18 protein-coding genes are annotated in these 20962 nt (G+C 43.7%); 9 read left to right on the forward strand and 9 right to left on the reverse strand.

What is annotated here, in order from left to right; genetic code table 11:
* The 4 genes from murD to BJN41_RS09205 all read right to left on the reverse strand — a co-directional run bounded on the left by murD (position 1) and on the right by BJN41_RS09205 (position 3915).
* On the reverse strand, positions 1-1347 hold the full coding sequence (gene murD / locus BJN41_RS09190; RefSeq protein ID WP_070154788.1) for a UDP-N-acetylmuramoyl-L-alanine--D-glutamate ligase: 1347 nt from the start codon (positions 1345-1347) through the stop codon (positions 1-3).
* A 170-nt stretch (positions 1348-1517) separates the two neighbouring features.
* Positions 1518-1769, reverse strand: coding sequence for a DUF6587 family protein (locus tag BJN41_RS09195; RefSeq protein ID WP_070154718.1), 252 nt, complete (start codon positions 1767-1769; stop codon positions 1518-1520).
* Positions 1770-1801: 32 nt separating this feature from the next.
* Complete coding sequence (gene feoB, locus BJN41_RS09200; RefSeq protein ID WP_070154720.1) at positions 1802-3658, reverse strand: ferrous iron transporter B; 1857 nt, start codon at positions 3656-3658, stop codon at positions 1802-1804.
* Complete coding sequence (locus tag BJN41_RS09205; RefSeq protein ID WP_019838134.1) at positions 3655-3915, reverse strand: FeoA family protein; 261 nt, start codon at positions 3913-3915, stop codon at positions 3655-3657. The genes feoB and BJN41_RS09205 overlap by 4 nt, the downstream gene beginning before the upstream one ends.
* Positions 3916-4099: 184 nt before the next feature.
* Here BJN41_RS09205 and xerD point away from each other — a divergent pair, with 184 nt between their 5' ends.
* From xerD to thrC, 4 genes are all read left to right on the forward strand, one after another.
* Positions 4100-5017, forward strand: coding sequence for a site-specific tyrosine recombinase XerD (gene xerD, locus BJN41_RS09210; protein ID WP_070154790.1), 918 nt, complete (start codon positions 4100-4102; stop codon positions 5015-5017).
* A 123-nt stretch (positions 5018-5140) separates the two neighbouring features.
* Positions 5141-5956 carry a DsbC family protein gene (locus BJN41_RS09215; RefSeq protein WP_070154722.1) on the forward strand — a complete coding sequence of 272 codons (816 nt, stop codon included), beginning with the start codon at positions 5141-5143 and terminating at the stop codon, positions 5954-5956.
* Positions 5957-6155: 199 nt separating this feature from the next.
* Positions 6156-7460, forward strand: a complete 1305-nt coding sequence (locus tag BJN41_RS09220) for a homoserine dehydrogenase (RefSeq protein ID WP_070154724.1) — start codon at positions 6156-6158, stop codon at positions 7458-7460.
* Between the two features lie 57 nt (positions 7461-7517).
* On the forward strand, positions 7518-8657 hold the full coding sequence (gene thrC, locus BJN41_RS09225) for a threonine synthase (RefSeq protein ID WP_070154726.1): 1140 nt from the start codon (positions 7518-7520) through the stop codon (positions 8655-8657).
* A 114-nt stretch (positions 8658-8771) separates the two neighbouring features.
* Here the strand turns inward: thrC and BJN41_RS09230 are convergent, their stop codons facing one another.
* A complete protein-coding gene (locus BJN41_RS09230) occupies positions 8772-9860 on the reverse strand; it encodes a serine hydrolase (protein ID WP_141730390.1) in 1089 nt (362 codons plus the stop codon).
* A 215-nt stretch (positions 9861-10075) separates the two neighbouring features.
* On the opposite strand from BJN41_RS09230, the gene BJN41_RS09235 reads away from it, so the two are divergent.
* The 3 genes from BJN41_RS09235 (at position 10076) to BJN41_RS09245 (ending at position 13827) form a co-directional block, all read left to right on the forward strand.
* Entirely contained in the window at positions 10076-10711 is a 636-nt protein-coding gene (locus BJN41_RS09235) for a response regulator (RefSeq protein ID WP_004975702.1), read from the forward strand.
* A gap of 50 nt (positions 10712-10761) precedes the next feature.
* Positions 10762-12324, forward strand: coding sequence for a sensor histidine kinase (locus BJN41_RS09240; protein WP_070154729.1), 1563 nt, complete (start codon positions 10762-10764; stop codon positions 12322-12324).
* A gap of 69 nt (positions 12325-12393) precedes the next feature.
* Positions 12394-13827 carry a sigma-54-dependent transcriptional regulator gene (locus BJN41_RS09245; protein ID WP_070154731.1) on the forward strand — a complete coding sequence of 478 codons (1434 nt, stop codon included), beginning with the start codon at positions 12394-12396 and terminating at the stop codon, positions 13825-13827.
* A gap of 49 nt (positions 13828-13876) precedes the next feature.
* On the opposite strand, the gene BJN41_RS09250 is transcribed toward BJN41_RS09245, so the two are convergent.
* The 4 genes from BJN41_RS09250 to lptF all read right to left on the reverse strand — a co-directional run bounded on the left by BJN41_RS09250 (position 13877) and on the right by lptF (position 18928).
* Positions 13877-15040, reverse strand: a complete 1164-nt coding sequence (locus BJN41_RS09250; protein ID WP_070154733.1) for a S41 family peptidase — start codon at positions 15038-15040, stop codon at positions 13877-13879.
* A gap of 24 nt (positions 15041-15064) precedes the next feature.
* A complete protein-coding gene (gpmI, locus tag BJN41_RS09255; RefSeq protein ID WP_070154735.1) occupies positions 15065-16612 on the reverse strand; it encodes a 2,3-bisphosphoglycerate-independent phosphoglycerate mutase in 1548 nt (515 codons plus the stop codon).
* A 143-nt stretch (positions 16613-16755) separates the two neighbouring features.
* Positions 16756-17826 (reverse strand): LPS export ABC transporter permease LptG, encoded by a 1071-nt coding sequence (gene lptG / locus BJN41_RS09260; protein ID WP_019838144.1) that lies wholly within the window; start codon positions 17824-17826, stop codon positions 16756-16758.
* Position 17827: 1 nt separating this feature from the next.
* Positions 17828-18928, reverse strand: coding sequence for an LPS export ABC transporter permease LptF (gene lptF, locus BJN41_RS09265; protein WP_019838145.1), 1101 nt, complete (start codon positions 18926-18928; stop codon positions 17828-17830).
* 158 nt (positions 18929-19086) lie between these two features.
* On the opposite strand from lptF, the gene BJN41_RS09270 reads away from it, so the two are divergent.
* Both BJN41_RS09270 and BJN41_RS09275 read left to right on the forward strand, forming a co-directional pair.
* Entirely contained in the window at positions 19087-20535 is a 1449-nt protein-coding gene (locus BJN41_RS09270) for a leucyl aminopeptidase (RefSeq protein ID WP_070154792.1), read from the forward strand.
* Positions 20528-20938 carry a DNA polymerase III subunit chi gene (locus tag BJN41_RS09275; protein ID WP_070154738.1) on the forward strand — a complete coding sequence of 137 codons (411 nt, stop codon included), beginning with the start codon at positions 20528-20530 and terminating at the stop codon, positions 20936-20938. Before BJN41_RS09270 ends, BJN41_RS09275 begins: the two co-directional genes overlap by 8 nt.
* Positions 20939-20962: the final 24 nt, after the last annotated feature.

A 20962-nucleotide genomic window follows, 5' to 3' on the forward strand; every position in this document is an offset into this window, starting at 1 on the left:
TTATACCAGTGCGTTGACATAAGCAACGAACTTGTGACCACGTTCTGGATAGCCCGAGAACATATCAAAACTTGCACATGCAGGTGACAATAACACCACATCATGCGCCTGTGTATGTTGTTGGCAGATTTCAACGGCTTGTTGCAAGGTATCTGCAGTTAAGAGTTGGGTTGTTCCCGCAACTGCTGTTTCAATTTTCGTAGCATCCTCACCAATCAACACTGCCAGTTTGGCATATTGTTGCAATGATTGACGTAGCGCAGTAAAGTCCTGCCCTTTGCCTTGCCCACCTAAAATAATCGCAACCTTGCCACCTTGTGCCTGAATTGCTGCGCCCAAGCCATCTAAGGCCGCCAAAGTTGCACCAATATTGGTTCCTTTGGAGTCATTATAATAACGCACCCCATGTAATTCTTTGACGAACTCACAACGATGCTCCAAACCTTTAAAGGTTTTCAGCGTTTCCAGCATGCTGTGCATAGCTAAACCAATGGCTTCACCCAAAGCCAAACAAGCCAAGGCATTGGCAATGTTATGCGTACCTTGAATATACATTTCGGTACTTTTCAATAAACGCTCACGCCCACGTGCTAGCCACATGCTGCCATCATCATCTTTTAATAAACCGAATTGGTTTAGGTCAGGCGCATTTAAGCCAAAACTTTGCATTGGGGTTTGATCGGGTACTAACGGACGGCTCAAGGCATCATCACGGTTAAACACTACTTTTTTGACACCTTGGAAAATACGATGTTTGGCAGTGTGATAACCCAGCATATCGCCATGGCGGTCTAAGTGATCTTCACTCATATTCAGCACCACCGCCACTTCTGCATTTAAATTCGATGTGGTTTCTAGCTGAAAACTGGAGAGTTCCAATATATACAGCTCAGGATCATCTTTAATCAAATCCAACGCAGGACGGCCTAAATTACCACCCACAGCTACCTTTTTACCCGCCTGCTCTGCCATTAAACCAATGAGCGTGGTCACGGTACTTTTCGCATTTGAACCAGTAATAGCCACAATAGGTTTGTCGGTTGCACGACGTAATATTTGAATTTCACTCACCACAGGAATACCCTGCGCCATCGCAGACTGAATTTCAGGTAATTTTGGGTCTAGCCCAGGGCTAATCACAATTTCTTCTGCAGACAGCAATAAATCCTGATCAAACTCCCCAAAACGAGTTTCAACCTCGGCTGGAATTTGATCATGTCCTGGAGGTGTGGGGCGAGAGTCTGTCACAGCAACGCGGTAACCCTGATGATGTAAGAAATTAACGGCTGCAACACCCGAAATACCAAGCCCTGCAACGACTTTTAATCCACCACGTTGTATTAACATTTTTGCCCCATTTTGTGCGGTAATTTTGAAACTGACAAAATGGTAGCACTTTGCTGTTTTGAATGCTTTTTCTGTTTGCAGTTTCTGCAAATTTTTTGTGTCAGTGCGTAAAAAAACCGTCATAATGCTGACGGTTTTTTAAAAAAGAATATCCCTACAGTGAATCAACTCTATTTCCACTTCACCGCTTGAACTTCAACTTTCTTTTCTGCGGTTTGGTCTGAATGATCACAACCACAACTACCACCACAGCCTGCCGCTGCTGCAGGTTTTAGCCACTTGGCCAAGCCATGCCAGCCTTTTTCAGCACAGAAATTGGACAGTTTTAGAAAAACTGCGCTAGAGGTTTGAGGAAAGACTTTTTTAAAGACGACCACAGCACTCCACAGCACCAATGCAGCAACAATCAGAATTTCAATCATGTTTGTATTCTCCTGTGAAGCCTAAAATAGCCTTAGCCCAAAAAATAAGATGCTGTTTGATAAGTCAAAAATGACATGAAATAAGCCAAACCAAATAAATACACCGTCATAAAACTTACTGTACGCCATGAACCTGTTTCACGCTTTACGGTGGCCAAAGTCGCCAAACAATGCGGTGCATAAATAAACCACACMAATAACGACAAACCCGTTGCCAATGACCAACCCAGTTCGCCACCGCCACTGATTAATGCAGCCAAGCCTTGAGACATAGCATCTTCATTCACTGCAGATAAGGCATAGACTGTGCCTAAGGCAGCCACGACCACTTCACGCGCTGCCATCGCAGGAATCAAGGCAATCACAATTTGCCAGTTAAACCCAACTGGAGCAAAAATTGGCTGTAACACATGCCCCAGCATCCCTGCAAAACTGTAGTCAATTGCAGGCAGGGTCGCACCTTCAGGCGGTTGCGGGAAGGTACACAAGAACCACAATAAAATCGACAGCGCAAAAATAATACCACCGACACGCTTTAAGAAAATTTTGGCGCGATCCAACAAACCAATCCATACACTTTTTAGGTCTGGAAAACGGTAGCTTGGTAGTTCCATCAGCAAGACATGCTCAGATTTATCTTTTTGCAAAAATTTAAGCAMAATAGATACGCCTAAGGCACTWAAAATACCCGCCATATAAAGACTGAATAGCACTAGGCCTTGTAAATTAAACATACCCCAGACGGTTTGATTGGGAATGAATGCAGCGATGAGCAAGGCATATACAGGTAAGCGAGCAGAACAAGTCATTAACGGCGCGACCATAATCGTGGTTAGACGATCGCGTGGGTCGGCAATGCTGCGGGTGGCCATAATCCCTGGAACTGCACAGGCAAAACTAGACAGCAATGGAATAAAGGCACGACCACTCAAACCTGCGCTAAACATCAGTTTATCGAGCAAGAATGCGGCACGTGGCAAATAGCCTGATTCCTCCAGAATTAAAATAAACAGGAACAGAATTAAAATTTGCGGCAAGAACACCACTACACCGCCTGCACCTGCAATAATGCCATCCACAATTAAGCTGTTCAGTAAGGGATGGCTAATGTTTTCGCCAATCACTTCACCTAGCCAGCCAAATAAACTTTCGATGCCATCCATAAACGGTGCAGCCCAAGCAAATRCGGCCTGGAAGACAATAAACATCATCACCGCAAGGCTGACTAAACCAAATACAGGATGTAAAAAGATTTTATCGAGGAAATCAGAGCGTTTGTCTTCTTCATCTACAAACTGCACTACATCATGCAAAATGGTTTGAATACGCTGATGCTGGCTGCCTGTTAGGCCTGTCAATTCTGTCTGCGGAACAGCAAATTTGCCCTGATCTAAGGCGTGCATTAAATTTTGAATACCTGAATCACGCACCGCAACAGTTTCCACCACAGTCACACCCAAACGCTCAGACAATTTTTGCGTATTAATTTGCATCCCGCGGCGGCGTGCTTCATCCATCATGTTGAGCACCAATAAAATTGGACGTCCCAACTCAATCATTTCAAGCACTAAACCCAAATGCAGTTTTAGGTTGGTCGCATCGACCACACACAAAAATGCATCTTGCTGACCTTCTTCAGCAATTTTGCCCTGTACTACATCTCGGGTAATGGCTTCGTCGGGACTGGTGGCTTCTAAGCTGTAAGTGCCAGGTAAATCTAAAACCCGCACCGCCTGCCCTGAAGGCAAGCTGAACTGCCCAAGCTTGCGCTCTACGGTAACACCCGCATAGTTTGCAACTTTCTGACGCTTCCCTGTCAAATGGTTAAATAAAGAAGTTTTACCGCAGTTTGGATTCCCTACAAGTGCGATACGTAAGGGATCACTCATGCAGATGCTCCTTGCTCAATTTCTATGCGTTGAGCTTCTACTTTGCGCAAGGCAAAACGGGTAAATCCCACTTGAATTAAGATTGGATCTCCACCAAAAATACCTTTAGTGATCACCTGCACAGGCGTCCCAGGCACAAAGCCTAACGTTTCTAAGCGATTCGCAACCAAATCATTTAGGGATGTTGCACCATCGGCAGTCCGAAGTACCTGACGGATGATGGCTGTTTGTTTTGCTTTGAGTTCTGACAAACGCACCGTGAAATTCCTATACTATTTTGCCCATTATATACGCAAATGAGAACAATTAACAAATAAGGTCAACTTACATTTGAATGTTTTATATCACATCGACAGCCCTGCTGAATTGGATTAGAGTAGAAAATAACGCTGCTTATTATCAAATTTCTCAATTAATTTTGTGATTTTCTCTGTGATGCCTATGCTAAACAAAAAACCTCGTATTCCTGCTGCAATATTAATTCCTGAAACTTTGAGTTTTTTGGAAGGCTATCGCAACGATTTAATTGCACAAAGTGTTAGCCCGCATACTCGCAATGCCTATTTGTCCGATTTAATTCAGTGCAGCAATTATGTCAGCAAAGCTATGCCTGAATGGGATCATGACGATATTTCGGATGTACTCATCGAACTCACCAAACAACAAAAAAGCCCCCGCTCTATTGCGCGCTGCCTATCTGCGCTACGTTCTTTTTATAAATTTTTAAGAGAACACAAACTACGTTCTGACAACCCTGTTGCTGCGCATAAAACTCCAAAATTAGGTCGTGCCTTACCCAAAGATTTATCTGAAGCCGATGTGGAAGCTTTAATTCACGCCCCAGATATCAACACTGCACTAGGATTAAGAGATCGTGCCATGCTAGAAGTCTTATATGCTTGCGGTTTACGGGTTACTGAGTTACTGAATTTACGTTTAGAATTGATCAACCTAAAACAAGGCTATTTACGAATTGTAGGTAAAGGTAATAAAGAGCGTTTGGTGCCTATGGGACAAGTTGCTTGTGAGTGGATAGAAAAATATTTAACCGAGTCACGTCCACAACTGTATAAAAGTGCCACCGATTATCTATTTTTAACGGTGCATGGCGGCATCATGAGCCGTCAAAATTTCTGGTATGCCATTAAACGCTATGCTCTGCAAGCAGGGATTCAGGCCGAGTTATCGCCACACACATTAAGACATGCCTTTGCCACACATTTACTCAATCATGGGGCAGATTTACGCGTGGTACAAATGCTACTTGGACACAGCGATTTATCCACCACACAAATTTATACCCACGTCGCACAAATCCGTATGCAGCAATTGCATGCCCAATATCATCCACGGGCTTAAAATAAAAACCACGTAGAAGCATAGACTCTGTTGCCATTTTATAAATAGCAACAGAGTCTAACGATCATGAATATTTTTTGTTATGCTAGCGCTCTATTTTTTGCCAACAAGAAAGGGTTGTTTATGACATTTACCCGCTCGACACTTTTGATTGCCTGCTCACTGGCAAGTGCTTTTGCAATCACCGCATGTTCAAATGCAAACAACGACGATAAAAAACAAACCACGCTTACCGCTAGTGCCCCTGCTACGGGTGAAGCATCAACCCTAATTGAACGCAATGCACAACAGCGATTAAGCACGACCTTGCAACAACATTTTAAAACCGCAGGCATCAACGCCAAAATTACCGACATTAAAGCCACGGAAGTTCCAAATTTATTTTGGGTGAGTCTTGAAGGCATGTCATCGGTCTATGCCACCAGTGACGGCAAATACATTATTCAGGGTGATGTGATCCGTTTAGGTGACAAAGAACTGCATAACGTCAGTGAAAACCTACAAGCAGGTGTGAACAAAAAAATCTTTGCTGAATTAAAGCAAGAAGATTTACTGGTCTTTCCTGCCAAAGGCAAAACCAAACACGTCATTTATGTATTTACAGATGTCAGCTGCCCATATTGCCATCGTCTGCATGAACAAATGGATGAAATGAACGGCAAAGGCATTGAAGTCCGTTATATTGCTTGGCCACGTGGCGAACAGCACATGCCGAACATGGAAGCGATCTGGTGTAGCGAAGACCGTCATGCAGCCTTTAATGCGGTTATGAATGGTGCATCAATTGCGCCTGCCAACTGTAAAAACCCTGTTCGTGCTCAATATCAATTGGGCTTAAATATGGGCGTAAATGGCACACCTGCAATTTATAATGCCGAAGGCATATATTTAGGCGGCTATATGTCTACCGCTGAATTGATCAAGCGTTTAGACAACTAAAAATAGAGTTTCTGTGGATCCTGCATCATTCCGATAAACCAAGATGCAGCATCTATAGAGCCATTATAAATAACGATTTCTTATGCGTTATTTTACTTTTTTTTATACGGTAAAGATAAGTGCGATCTGCCCTAGAGTCAGCGCGTTTTTTTAGCTATGATCTAGACTTGCTTAAAGTTATTAAAATATGGAGTGTGACGTGAAACCAGTTCGTCTGGCAATCCTCGGTCTTGGTACTGTGGGTGGTGGTGCCCTTAAACTATTAAAAGAAAATGCTGCTGAGATTAGACGTCGCACCGGTCGTGAAATTGAAATCACTTATGTAGGAACACGCCGTCCGCGTCCTGACCTAAACTTGCCTGAATCGGTCAAGCAAAGCTCAGACCTGATGGACATTGTCCGTCAACCCGATGTAGACGTAGTTGTTGAAGTGATGGGCGGTATTCACCCTGCTTATGACGTGATCATGGAAGCCATGAAACACGGCAAACAGGTCGTGACAGCCAACAAAGCCCTACTTGCAGAACATGGTAATGAGCTGTTTAAAGCGGCTGAAGATAATGCCGTACAAATTGCCTATGAAGCTGCGGTTGCGGGTGGCATTCCAATCATTAAAGTCATCCGTGAAGGTTTGGCTGCCAACAAAATTGAATGGTTGGCAGGCATCATCAACGGTACAGGTAACTTCATTTTAAGCGAAATGCGCGAAAAAGGTCGTGCCTTTGAAGATGTACTGAAAGAAGCACAAGAATTAGGCTATGCCGAAGCCGATCCGACTTTTGACGTTGAAGGTATTGATGCTGCACACAAACTGACCATTTTGGCTTCATGCGCATTTGGTATTCCGCTACAGTTTGACAAGGTCTTTACCGAAGGTATTGGCAAAGTGACCGCACAAGATGTGAAATATGCCGAAGAACTCGGTTTCCGCATCAAACACTTAGGGATTGCCCGTCGTACCGAAAAAGGCATTGAACTGCGTGTTCACCCAACCTTAATTCCTGAAGAAGAATTAATTGCCAATGTTAACGGCGTAAAAAATGCGGTCTTGGTACAAGCCAATGCAGTGGGTCCAACGCTCTATTATGGCGCAGGTGCAGGTGCAGGCCCAACAGCCTCTGCGGTGGTTGCCGATGTCATTGATATTGTCCGTGACATTTCTTATACCGAAGATGGCGCTGGTACAATTCCACAATTGGCATTTGAAGCCTTAACCGACTTGCCAATTTTAAGCCGTGAAGAAATGACTACGGGTTACTACATTCGCATTAATGCCGAAGACCAAACTGGCGTACTAGCCGATGTGACCACGATTTTAAGCCGTGCGGGAATCAGTATTGATGCCATCATGCAGCAATCACGCTTAAAAGACCTTATTCCTATCGTAATTCTGACTGACCCAGTCCTAGAATCGAAAATGGATGAAGCGTTACAACAAATTCAAGCATTGCCAACCATTCATGGCGAAATTGTACGAATTCGTTTAGAATCGCTTGATAATTAATCGGGTGAAGGGGAGTATTTCCCCTTGCCAAGCTCTACACACAATTGGAACATCATCATGTCGAATGCCAATCGTTATACTGGTTTAGTTGACCGTTATCGTGACCGTTTACCAGTGTCTTCAACCACACGTGCAATCTCTCTAGGCGAAGGAAACACACCGCTGATTAAGCTTGAGAATATTCCACGCATTATTGGTAAAGATGTTGAAATTTATGTGAAGTATGAAGGCTTAAACCCGACAGGTTCATTTAAAGACCGTGGTATGACCATGGCAGTCACTAAAGCAGTTGAAGAAGGTTCAAAAGCCATTATCTGTGCATCAACAGGTAACACTTCTGCTGCAGCTGCTGCCTATGCTGCCCGTGCAGGTATCAAAGCATTCGTTTTAATTCCTGAAGGCAAAATTGCCATGGGTAAAATGGCACAAGCGATGATGTACGGTGCTATCACCATGCAAATCCGCGGTAACTTTGACGATGGTATGCGTCTAGTCAAAGAAATTGCTGACCATGCACCTGTGACCATTGTGAACTCAATCAACCCTTACCGCTTACAAGGTCAAAAGACCATTGCGTATGAAATTGTAGATGAGTTAGGTCGTGCACCAGATTACCACTGCTTGCCTGTAGGTAACGCAGGAAACATTACTGCACACTGGATGGGTTATACCGAAGCAGTTGCCAACCAACCTGCCGATCAATTCGAGCAAGTGATCTATGACGCAGCAACGGACAAATTCACAGGTCCAAACCCTGAAGGTCGCCCAGTCATGGTGGGTTATCAAGCTTCTGGTGCTGCGCCATTCTTACGAGGTGCGCCTGTAGAACACCCTGAAACTGTTGCAACTGCAATTCGTATTGGTAATCCACAAAGCTGGAACCATGCTAAAGCCGTTGTACGCGATTCAGAAGGTTGGTTTGATGAGCTCACTGATGCTGAAATCTTAGAAGCTCAACGCATGCTTTCAATGTATGAAGGTGTATTTGTTGAGCCTGCATCTGCTGCATCAATTGGTGGTGCAATGCGTGACATCAAAGTAGGTAAAATTAAAGAAGGTTCTGTGATTGTATGTACCGTAACAGGTAACGGTCTGAAAGATCCTGACACTGCCATGAAACAATGTGCAGATGCGGTGATGCTCTCTATTGATGCTACCATGCAACAAGTAAAAGACTCGATTCTTTCAAATATGTAAAATTTGAAATGTCAAAAAAAAACCCTGCTTTGGCAGGGTTTTTTCTTGTTTATTTTCTATTCAGATTTTTCAGCCTTAATTGTGAGCATCGCACCACTAAAGCTGAATGTTCGCTTAAATACGTTTAGGTAACTGACTTGCCCAGCTCATTAAGCGGGTGGCGTCATTGGTACGTGCTTGTGAAGTAGCTGCACCCAAAAGCACCACCACTGCAGGACGGTTATTTAGAGTGGTATGCATCACCACACAACGCCCTGCTTCATTGATATAGCCTGTTTTAGACAGATTAATATTCCAACCACCATTACGTACCAGTGCATTGGTATTGTTAGATTTTAAAACACGATAACCCAAGTTAAAGTCATAGGTTGGCGTGGTTGAGAATTGGCGGATCAAACCATATTGCGAAGCGGTGCTGACCAAAATACCCAAATCACGCGCAGAAGATACATTACGCGGGTCTAAGCCTGTTGCTTCGGTAAAGCGAGTAGAATGCATACCCAATTCACGCGCTTTAGCATTCATTGCCGCTACAAAGGCATTTTTCCCACCTGGATAAGTACGTGCCAACGCGGCAGCAGCAGGGTTTTCAGATTTCATCAATGCAAACAGTAACGCTTCAGCACGATTTAACTTGTCGCCCACACGCAAGGTTGAACTTGAGTTTTTACCTGCCGCACCTGCAAAATCGATCGATYGCAAAGTGATTTGTTCAGACATATTCAAACGCGCATCAGAGGTCACCACTGCAGTCATTACCTTCGTCACAGAAGCAATCGGTAATGCCACATTGGTATTTTTGCTATACAGCACTTCACCTGTTTGTGCATCCATCACCAAAGCTGCACGTGCATTGACTGACGGTTGGCTACTATAAGCAGACGTATCTAAAATACGGACTGTTTTAGGTGCAGCCGAAGTAGGTGCAACACCATTGCTACTACGTACTGTCGTGGTAATTTTCGTTGAACCTGGCGGTGTAGGTTCAACAAAGCTCTCTAGGCTCGTCTGGGTGCTTGCACTTGTACTTTCTAGATCTCCATTTAAGAGTTGATCGGCTTGCTCTGAAGACCAACTTAAGGTCGCCTGACCGTCGCTCCCAGAGGAAGGATTGATGACAAGTTCAGCAAAACTGACAGAACTTAGGCTGAACATCATAGATGCGACCAGCACATGCATTAACGACTTCTTAGAATTTTTCACGACTGCTTACTCAACTCAGGGAGGTAAGATACATTTGCGTATTACCTCAAATATGCCTTACATTTAAAAATACAATAATGAATCGTTTTTAACACCATAGTGTGCAGAACTTTTCATTCTAGATTAAGAATAGCATTGCTAATTTTGTCGTTTCATTGCAAGCTAATTTTGCTTTATGTAACAAAAAAGATGATTTTTTCAAAGGGAGAGTGTAGGTGATCACAGTTTTAGTAGTCGACGATCATGAATTGGTACGTACTGGGATTTGCCGTATGCTCGAAGACCATGCCGATGTGCAAGTGATTGGACAAGCTGAATCCGGAGAAGAAGCGATTACCTTAGTGCGTCAGCATCACCCCAATGTAGTGTTGTTGGATGTGAACATGCCAGGAATTGGGGGTGTGGAAACCACACGTCGTCTGCTACAAACTGCTCCAGACACCAAAGTTTTGGCGGTGAGCGGTTTGGCAGAAGAACCTTACCCTTCTTTATTGCTGAAAGCAGGTGCAAAAGGCTATATCACCAAAGGCGCACCTGTCAGTGAAATGGTACGTGCCATTAAAAAAGTCATGCAGGGCGGTAAATACTTTAGTGCCGATATTGCCGAACAACTGGCAAGTTCATACTTATCTGACACACAACAATCGCCTTTTGATAGTCTTTCAGAACGTGAAATGCAAGTGGCAATGATGGTGGTGAACTGTATTAGCGCACAAGAAATTGCCGATAAGTTGTTTGTCAGTGTAAAAACCGTAAATACCTATCGTTACCGTATTTTCGAAAAATTAAATATTGATAGTGATGTCAAACTGACCCACCTTGCCATTCGTTATGGACTGATTAAACCCTAAATGTTCAAGAGTTTTCAACGCTGTTGATGCAAAAATAAGACCTTTATAATATGCCAGAATTAAAACAATATTCTGAGTTAAATCAGTATCATCTTGGCATGTGGTATGGTACTTACCGAATGCTGATTGCCTTTTGTTTGCTGCTGATTACCCTACTCACCTTTCAGCAGCTTGGCACACAATATCAGTACCCAGGTTTATATCTGTACACCTTGGTTTGTTATTTTATTTTTAACTGCTTGCAACTGATCAGCTATAAATCCATCCCCTTTAAAATCACGCAACAACTGACCCTATTTTTTGCTGTTGATATTATCGCGCTGAGTAGCCTGACTTTTGCCAGTGATGGACCCAATTTATATTTAAGCCTACTGTTTGTGATCACGATTTTTGCGGCTTCACTCTTGCTGCAAAAGCGTAAAGCCTTAGCAATCACTCTAATCGCGATGATTATGGTGATTTATCAACACTTTGTTGGGAGTTTGCTGGACTTTTCATCACTCAATAATATTAGTCAAAGTGCGCTTTTGGCATTTTTATTTGGGGTGGTTTATGGCAGCGGACGTATTGCTGTACGACGTTTCCAACTTTTGGAGAATCTAAACTTTTCACAGTCTTTGGAATTAAACCGCCTACAAAATATCAACCGTTATATTTTAGAACAAACCGAAATGGGCTATTTGGTTTTAGATGACAATTGCCATGTCGTCCTTAGCAACCCTGCCGCCTGTCATCTGCTCGGAATCCATCCCAAATATGCACACGCGACTTATCCATTGTATAAAATTCAGCCCGATTTATTTGATCTGTTCAAATTTGATCAGTTGCATGATGGAGAAAAATTTCAATTCGAATCTCAACTGAGTCATTTTCATGTGCACATACAGGTCCAAAAACTCAAAGTGCCACATCAAACGCTGACTTTATTGGTGCTGCAAGATGGACGTAAAATTAATCAACAAGTACAGCAACTTAAATTAGCCGCATTAGGACAACTCTCTGCCAGTATTGCGCATGAAATTCGCAATCCTTTGGCAGCGATTGTACAAGCCAATAATTTATTTACAGGCAGTGATGCTGCCCAGCAACAATTGCTGTGCGACATGATCAGCAAACAAGCGACACGAATTGATAAAATTATTCATGATACGCTGAGCATGGTTAAAAACAAACAAACTACACCTGTCGCGATTCAGCTCAATCATTTTTTTCCGCAATTCATTCAGGAAGATTTACCTGATGCAGCGAGTCAAATTCAACTTACACTGACCGAACCACTGAGCATTATGTTTGATGAATCACAATTTCGCCAAGTGCTGATTAACCTGATTCGTAATGCTATTCGACACAATACTGCACACCAACCTATTGAGATTACGGTCTATCCGCAAGCAACTTATATTTATATAGATGTGCGGGATTTTGGTGCGGGTGTCGCCAGTCAAGATATCCTCTATCTGTTCCAGCCATTTTTCAGTACCGAAATCAATGGAACTGGTTTAGGATTGTATTTATCGCATAGTTTTTGCGAGGCCAATCAAGCCAAGCTGAGCTATGTAGAACAAGAACAAGGCGCATGTTTCAGGATGAAATGTCTACGCGCCATTGAATAAACACGATTGATATTGGATCAATCTTGTTGCTGTGGTTTTGATTTAATTTTGTGTGGTTTTGGGGAAAATATGCACGCTGTTCAACCTTTGGTTTTATTGGTCGATGACGAAGAAGACCTTTGTACCCTCATGCAGATGACTTTGGCACGCATGGGGATTCAAACCCATGTCGCGTATCGTTTAGCAAAAGCCAAGCAGTTATTGGCAGAACATCAGTATGATGCTTGCTTAACCGACTTAAACCTGCCCGATGGCAATGGCTTACAACTGGTTGAATGGATTACCGAACAATATCCAAATGTGCCTGTTGCCGTGTTGACCGCATACGGCAATATGGATATTGCAATTGCTGCTTTAAAAGCGGGTGCATTTGACTTTGTCAGTAAGCCTGTCAATCAAATACATTTACAGCAACTCCTTGAAAAAGCACTGAACAAACCGTTCGACACCACCGATCATCACAGCCAAGATCAGCTCGAATATAAAATGTTGATTGGGCAGTCTTTGCCTATTCAGCAATTACGCAGTACCATCAAAAAAATTGCGCGCTCGCAAGCGCCTGTGTTTATTACAGGCGAATCGGGTACGGGAAAGGAAGTTGTAGCCAATTTGGTTCACCGCTTAAGCAACCGCAACGAAGGACCATTTATTGCAATTAACTGCGGCGCGATTCCCACCGAACTCATGGAAAGCGAGCTATTTGGACACAAAAAAGGCAGCTTTACAGGCGCGACTCAAGACAAACAAGGTCTAATTCAGTCCGCACATGGGGGCAGCTTATTTTTAGATGAAATTGCCGAACTGCCACTGAGTATGCAAGTCAAACTGCTGCGTGCCGTTCAGGAAAAGCGCATCCGTCCTGTGGGTTCAGATAGCGAAATTGATGTCGATTTTCGAGTGATCAGCGCCAGCCATCAGGACTTAGAAAGTTTGGTTCAGCAAGGACGTTTCCGTCAGGATTTATTCTTCCGAATTCACGTGATGGATTTGGTCTTGCCTGCCCTGCGTGAACGTGGACAAGATATTCTATTATTGGCAGACCACTTCATTCAAAAAGTTGCGCAAGAATGGGGTATTCCTGCCAAACAACTGACGCCACGCGCCCAGCAATTTTTATTAGAGCAATACTATCCGGGCAATGTGCGTGAATTACGCAATATAATTGAACGTGCCATTACCCTGAGTGATGAGGATGTTATTGATCTCAAACATTTACAAACTGCACCCTTACGCCAATTCAGCATAAGCAATATAGCAACCGCTGAACCACAGCCTGTAGCAGAAATCTCGCAGCAGATCGTGACAGATGTATTGCTGACAGGACGTAAACTGCCTGAAGAAGGTTTAGAAGCCTATTTGGAAAAAGTAGAAAAAAACATTTTACTGAACGCACTACACCTCACCCATTGGAACCGTACCTTGGCGGCAAAAAAATTGGGCATGTCTTTCCGTTCTTTACGTTATCGTCTGAAAAAATTTGGATTAGATACTGAAGATGAGTAAACGCTAAACAATGAAGACTGTCTAAAAATGCGTTTTACTCAGATGAAGCTTAACGGCGGCTCAGCAGTAAATCTGCCACGTGCTCAAGATAAGCCTCTTCTTTCATTTCAGGACTTTGAATATATTGCTGATTCGGATGAATCCCGACCCCTTCAATCATCTGTTCACGTGGTGTGTAATAATGCGAAACTGTCATTTGTAAGGCAGCACCATCGCTGAGTGGAAACAGCTTTTGCACCACCCCTTTGCCATAACTTTTTTCGCCCATTACCCACGCTCGTGAATGGTCTTTTAAAGCAGCCGTAAAGACTTCAGCAGCAGATGCAGAGCGATGATTAATCAACACACCGACTTTTAAATTTTGAAATTCAAAACTTGGTAATGCCTGAAATTGTTGATCGCCTTCAGAACGACTTTTGGTCGATACAATCACACCCTGATTTAAAAATAAATCGGCAGATTCCACCGCAGCAGACAGTAAGCCGCCTGGGTTATTGCGCAGGTCAATCAAGACAGCTTTTAAGCGTGGCGTGCTATGTTCTTCAATTAAGCGTTTGATTTCATTGGCGGTATCTTGCTGAAACACACGTACTTTTAACAGCAAGACCTGATTAGAAAGCATCTGTGCCTGAAGATCAGTTTCTACTTTTTTGTTGCGAACCAACATAATTTCAGGCTGATTAACCGCACGTTGTACGCTTACAGTCGATCCCACCGAGCCTGTGAGTAGGTTATTGACCTGATCTGGACTCAGCTTTTTCAGTTCTTGGTTATCAATTTTAAAGAGGCTGTCGCCATTTTTTAGCCCTTGTTTAGCCGAGTCGGCATTGGTACTTAAATTTTGAATCACCCAGTGTTGCTGGGCAACATCATAGCGCAAACTAAAATCAACCGAGGCCAAATCGCCTTCGGTATATTGTAAAAGCTGTTTATATTCTTCGGCAGTTAAATAGCGTGAATAACGATCTAAACCGCTCACCAAGCCACGAATGGCTTGCTGAAACAAGGCATCATCACTTTTTTCAGTCACATAGTTGTCTTTGACAATGCCATAGATTTGCACAAATTCCTGTATTGACTCTACAGGCACATCGACATAGTCCTGTTGTAGTGTAGGGCCATCCAACTCCAAATCTGGCGCAGCCCAAACACTCAAATGACTGGCACACAACACGCTTGCCAACACAACCGCATAAATTTTGTGAGCCGTCATTCCATCACCTACCTGTATCGAGGGTTATGCCTGTAGGCAAATTAAGTTACGACCTTGCATGTCTGCAGGGACAGGCAATTGCATCAAATTCAGTAAAGTTGGCGCAACGTCTGCCAACACACCACCTTCTGCAATACTCGCCTGTGTTGGGCCTACATAAATGAATGGCACCAATTCAGTGGTATGTTGCGTGTGTACCTGACCACTGTCATAGTCTTGCATTTGTTCGACGTTACCATGGTCAGCAGTAATAATCATGTGACCCTGTTTCGCCATCACCGCTTCATAGACACGACCCAAGCAGGTATCCACTGCTTCAACCGCTTTGACTGCTGCATCAAACACACCAGTATGACCTACCATATCGCCATTGGCATAGTTCACCACCAACAAGTCATATTCACCTGAGTTAATGGCTGCAACCAGTTCATCGGTTACTTCATAAGCGCTCATTTCAGGTTTTAAGTCATAGGTTGCCACATTTGGCGATGGGATCAGGATGCGTTTTTCACCTGGAAATTCATCTTCACGACCGCCACTAAAGAAGAATGTCACGTGTGCATATTTTTCAGTTTCGGCAATACGCAATTGCGTTTTGCCCAAGTCTGATAAATATTCACCAATCGAGTTTTTCAAGTCTTCTGGCATATATGCCACTGGCGCAGCAATGCTGGCTTGATAACGGGTCAGCATCACAAATTTAGACAATTGCGGCACAATTTTACGTTCAAAACCTGCAAAATCCTGTTCCACAAAAGCTTTGGTCAGTTCACGCGCACGGTCAGCACGGAAGTTCATAAACACCACGCTGTCGCCATTTTGAATTTTGGCAATTTCACCAATACGAGTGGCTTTAACGAACTCATCGCTTTCATCTGCCGCATAAGCCGCTGCCAAACCTTCAACTGCAGTTGCGGCAGTACGTACGGCCTCACCTTCGGTAAGTAAACGATACGCTTGTTCTACACGATCCCAACGGTTGTCACGATCCATCGCATAGTAACGACCAATCAGACTGACAATACGACCCTGATTTGGATATTGTGCAAATAATGCGTCCAGTTTTTCCAAAGAAGGCTGCGCGCTTTTKGGTGGCGTATCACGGCCATCTAAAAAGGCATGTAGATAAACTTTTGCACCGCGTTTTAATGCCAATTCTGCCATCGCCACGATATGATCTTCATGCGAATGCACACCGCCTTCAGACAATAAACCTAGCAGATGCACTGCACCGTTAGCTGCTTTGGCTTTTTCTACCGCATCGACCAACACTTCATGTTCAAAGAAAGCTCCGGTACGAATGTCTTTGGTAATACGGGTAAAGTCTTGGTACAGAACACGTCCTGCACCCAAGTTCATGTGACCGACTTCAGAGTTCCCCATTTGACCGTCTGGCAAGCCAACATCTTCGCCTGAACCAGAGATCAAACCATGCGGATGCTTTTCCTGCATAGCAGTCAAATTTGGTCGTTTCGCTGCTAAAAAAGCGTTGTCTTCGACCGCTTCGCGATGACCCACACCATCCATAATCACCAATACGTGAGKGATTTTGCCAGCAGTTGCATCCGCCATAATCAATACTCTTTTTCGTCTACAAATTAATCATGCTATCTTAACGAATTTTGCGTCAAGACTCTATGTTCAGAAGATGGGTTCCGTCACTGATTCAGATAGATTTACCCAATCACACGCAAATGTAGCATTATCGGCCGCACTTAACGCGCACGATGCAGTAAATAACCGCCGATGACAAACATTAGAATAATAGGGATAAACACGAACCACGCAGGCGATGGTGCATAGACCAAGCTCGCATAGCCCAAGAAATCTTGCAAATAAAAGAAGGTTAAGCCCACAAATAAGGCAATTACCAATCGAAAACCCATAGATTGCTGACGTAACGGCCCAAAAATAAAGGAGCAAGCAATCACCACCAAAGCAATGAGAGCAAAGGGCGCACCAAGTTTTTGCCAGAACGCCAGTTGATAAGTTTTTGGCACTTGACTGTATTCATGCATATAACTCATGAAACTCACCAATTGACTTGGGGATAAATCTTCAGGGTCAATAGTGACCATGTGCACATATTTAGGTTGCAATGCTAAAGCCAGTGCTTGCTGGCTATTTTTGGCTAAAGTAGCGTTACCCGCCTGCAAAATATCCATCTGTTCAGTTTGATTGAGCAACCAACTGCCATCTTTAACAAACTGTCCCTGATCTGCAGACAATGTGCCGCGCAAGCGATAATGATCATCAAAATCGACCACTTGCACGTTTTTGAGTTGACCTTGGGCATTGGCATAATCAATATAAATAAAACGATTACCTTCACGTGACCAATAACCACGGACTTCACCCAACTCCGCTACGCTTCGATGACTTTTAACACTCTTGGCCTGTTCGTTGGTATACGGGATCACCCACTCACTGAGTACAAACGACAGAACGACCAGCACCAAAGCGGAACGAATGACCCATCCCACAATACGCCACAGGCTAATCCCCGCAGAACGCATCACAATCAATTCACTGTTAGAGGCTAACGTACCCAAACCCAATACAGCACCAATCAGGGCAGAAATAGGCAAAATTTCATAGAGATAATTAGGCGCACCCCACAGTACATACAGCAATGCCTGCCATGCACTATAGTTTTCATTGAGCGAGCCCAGTTCGCCCAAATAGCTAAATAACACCTGCAAACCCGATAAAATTGCGGTAGCACCAAACATCGCCAGTGCAGTGGTCTTGGTAACGTGTTTTGCAACTATTCGACGTGCCAACATCTTAAGACCTCACTCGCTGAATTTGCTGCTTAATTTTAGGTGCCAATTTTTGTTTACGTGAGAACAAGGCTGCGGCAATGGTATAAGCCAACAACACCAACGGATAAGCAAGCATACCCATTTCTTGTTTGCTGATACGGGTTTTAACCGCCATGAGCGCCACAATCAAACTGGCAAAAATTAACAACGCAGGAAACAGTTTTAAATAACGTCCCTGACGCGGGCTAACTTCTGACAATGCCACGGCTAAAAATAACGCCACTACAATCGCAAAAGGCACAAAAATACGCCATCCCAGTTCACTTGCAACCACAGGGTCTGCACGGTTTTTCCACAGTTGCGAGGTGGTTAAGGCTTCTACTTCAGCACTTTCAAATTTGGCTTCTTTGTCATTTTCTAAACGTAAACGATAACTTTGGAATTCTGCCTGTGAATACTTGGCTGTGCCTGGAAAGATTTCATAACGACGCCCTCCAACCAAATCCACCACATTGGCAGGATCATTTTCCAATTCTACCCGTGTCGCTTCTTTTGCCAAAATCATCACATCGGGACGACCTGCTTTTTCTGCACGTTGATAAAAGAAAATATCTTTCAGGTTTTTACGGTCTTCGGATAGATCACCTGCGTAAATGGTATATGGCCCTGAAGAAATAAATTCTTTGGGTCGCACCAAGTCAAAACCTGTGCGTACCGCTTGACTGGTGGTCAGTGCTTCAAACTGACGCAGTCCCCACGGTGATGCCCACAGCATTAAAAAACCTTGGACGATCAAAAATCCTAGCGTCATTGGCACCAATAAACGTGCCAATTGATGCCGACTCACGCCACTGCTGTTGAGCACTGCCATTTCATGGTCGACATATAAACGACCAAATACCAACATCAAGCCAATAAAGAAACCCAAAGGTAAGATCAGCGTCAAAAATTCAGGCAAGCGATAGCCAATGATGCTGAATAAAATACTCGCATCCAAACGCCCTTGTGCCGCCACGCCAAAATACTTGATCAAGCGACCACCCATCATGATCAAAGTCAGTAAGGCAATCACAACCAAGGATGTCGACACAACTTGCTTGACCAAATAACGCCGAATAATCAAATTATTTCTTCCAAAATGTGAGGGAATCCAATTCGCGTTAGTTTACCTGAATGTTGAAAATATAAAACCTATCGCCTTGTTATACATTGAAACTCGACGCATAAAAATGTTTCAATGGTTGCATAGTTTGCACATCTAGATAGGCATAAAATCCAGTGATTAAATTTAGCTTAAGTCCATCATTCCAAGAACACAGCGCGAGTGAATCTTTGTCAATTTTAGTGGCTGCAGAACATGTGCTACAAGCAACTGCTGCTTATCAAATCAAAGATTTAGACAGCATTATTCATGCAACACAATTTAAAGCAGGCTTCAATGAAAGTTTAAGTTTGCTGGCTAGCGTTGCCGAATGTGCCAATAGCAACTTGATCGGTTTGGGCAAAACTGAAGAATTACCAGCCGCAAAGCTGGCAAAAATTGCACAAAGCATTATCAAATCTTCACAAAAAAAATTTAAACAGATCAGCATTGACTTATCTGCTCTGCCTAACGAGCTGCATTATGTATTTGCACTCAGCTTGACCCAAGCAGCTTATGCTTTTGATGAATATAAAAGCAAAAAAAATGAATTTCAGCTTGAACAAATCAACTTAATTGCCAAGGACAGCTCACTGACTGCCGATCAGTTGCAGTTAATTGAAGCCATGCAATCGGGTCAAAACATGGCACGCGACTTGGGCAACCGTCCGGGCAATATTTGTTTCCCTGAATATTTGGCAGAACAAGCTCAAGCACTTGCGGCAGAATACCCAGATCTGCTCAAAGTCACCATTTTAGATGAAGCAGAAATGGCCGAATTGGGCATGGGTGCATTCCTTGCAGTCAGTCAGGGTTCAGACCGTCCTGGGCGCATCATTAGCCTTGAATACCAAGCGCAGCGTGACGAAGCACCTGTGGTCTTAGTCGGTAAAGGGATTACTTTCGATACTGGCGGCATTTCACTCAAGCCTGGCTTAGGCATGGACGAAATGAAATTTGATATGTGTGGTTCTGCTTCAGTTTTGGGTACCATGCGCGCACTGTGCGAAGCACGTTTGCCAATTCATGTGGTCGGTACGATTGCTGCAGCAGAAAACATGCCTTCAGGCAAAGCCACTCGCCCAGGTGATATTGTGACCAGTATGAGCGGTCAAACCATCGAAATTTTAAATACCGATGCCGAAGGTCGTTTGGTGCTGTGCGATACCCTGACCTATGTAAAACGCTTCAACCCTGCTTTGGTAATTGATATTGCGACGTTAACAGGCGCCTGCGTAGTTGCATTGGGTTCGGTACTTACAGGCATGTTTACCCCAGATGACCAACTTGCGGCGGAATTGGAGACTGCGGGACACACCGCATTTGACCGTGTATGGCGCATGCCCGTGATTGACGATTATCAAGAACAACTGGATTCACCATTTGCCGATATTGGCAATATTGGTGGGCCTAAAGCAGGCGCAGTGACTGCAGCATGCTTCTTGCAACGCTTTACCCGTGACTATCGCTGGGCACACCTAGACATTGCAGGCACTGCATGGAATTCAGGCACCAATAAAGGCGCAACAGGTCGTCCTGTACCATTATTGATGCAGTTCCTCGCACAACGTGCAGGCAATAATGGCTAAAGTCAGCTTTTATTTGTTTGAAAAAAGTCCAGAGCGGCAGGTGGAAAGCACTTGCCGCTTATGCCGCAAAATTTTGCGGCAACAGGCCGCCCGCATTTGGCTGCATTGCCCTAACCCAGAGTTACAGCAAACATTGGACGAACATCTGTGGAGTTTTGATGCCAGTAGTTTTATTCCGCATGGTATTAACCAAAAACAGGCTAGCGTATGTATTTCAGCCGAACTACCGCAGCAATCAGACTGGATTGTGTTTAATTTTAACAGTCAGGCACTTGAAGCCTATGCAAAATTTAGTCACATTATTGAGATTATTGAAAATCACGAAGAAGCAAAAGTGCTTGGACGTGAAAAATTCAAACAATATCGACGTTTGGGCATAGAACCACAGACGTTTAAGCTTTAATTTTAAAAATTTTAAAAAAAATAT

The organism is Acinetobacter towneri (genome assembly GCF_001758345.1).
Lineage (GTDB): Bacteria > Pseudomonadota > Gammaproteobacteria > Pseudomonadales > Moraxellaceae > Acinetobacter > Acinetobacter towneri_A.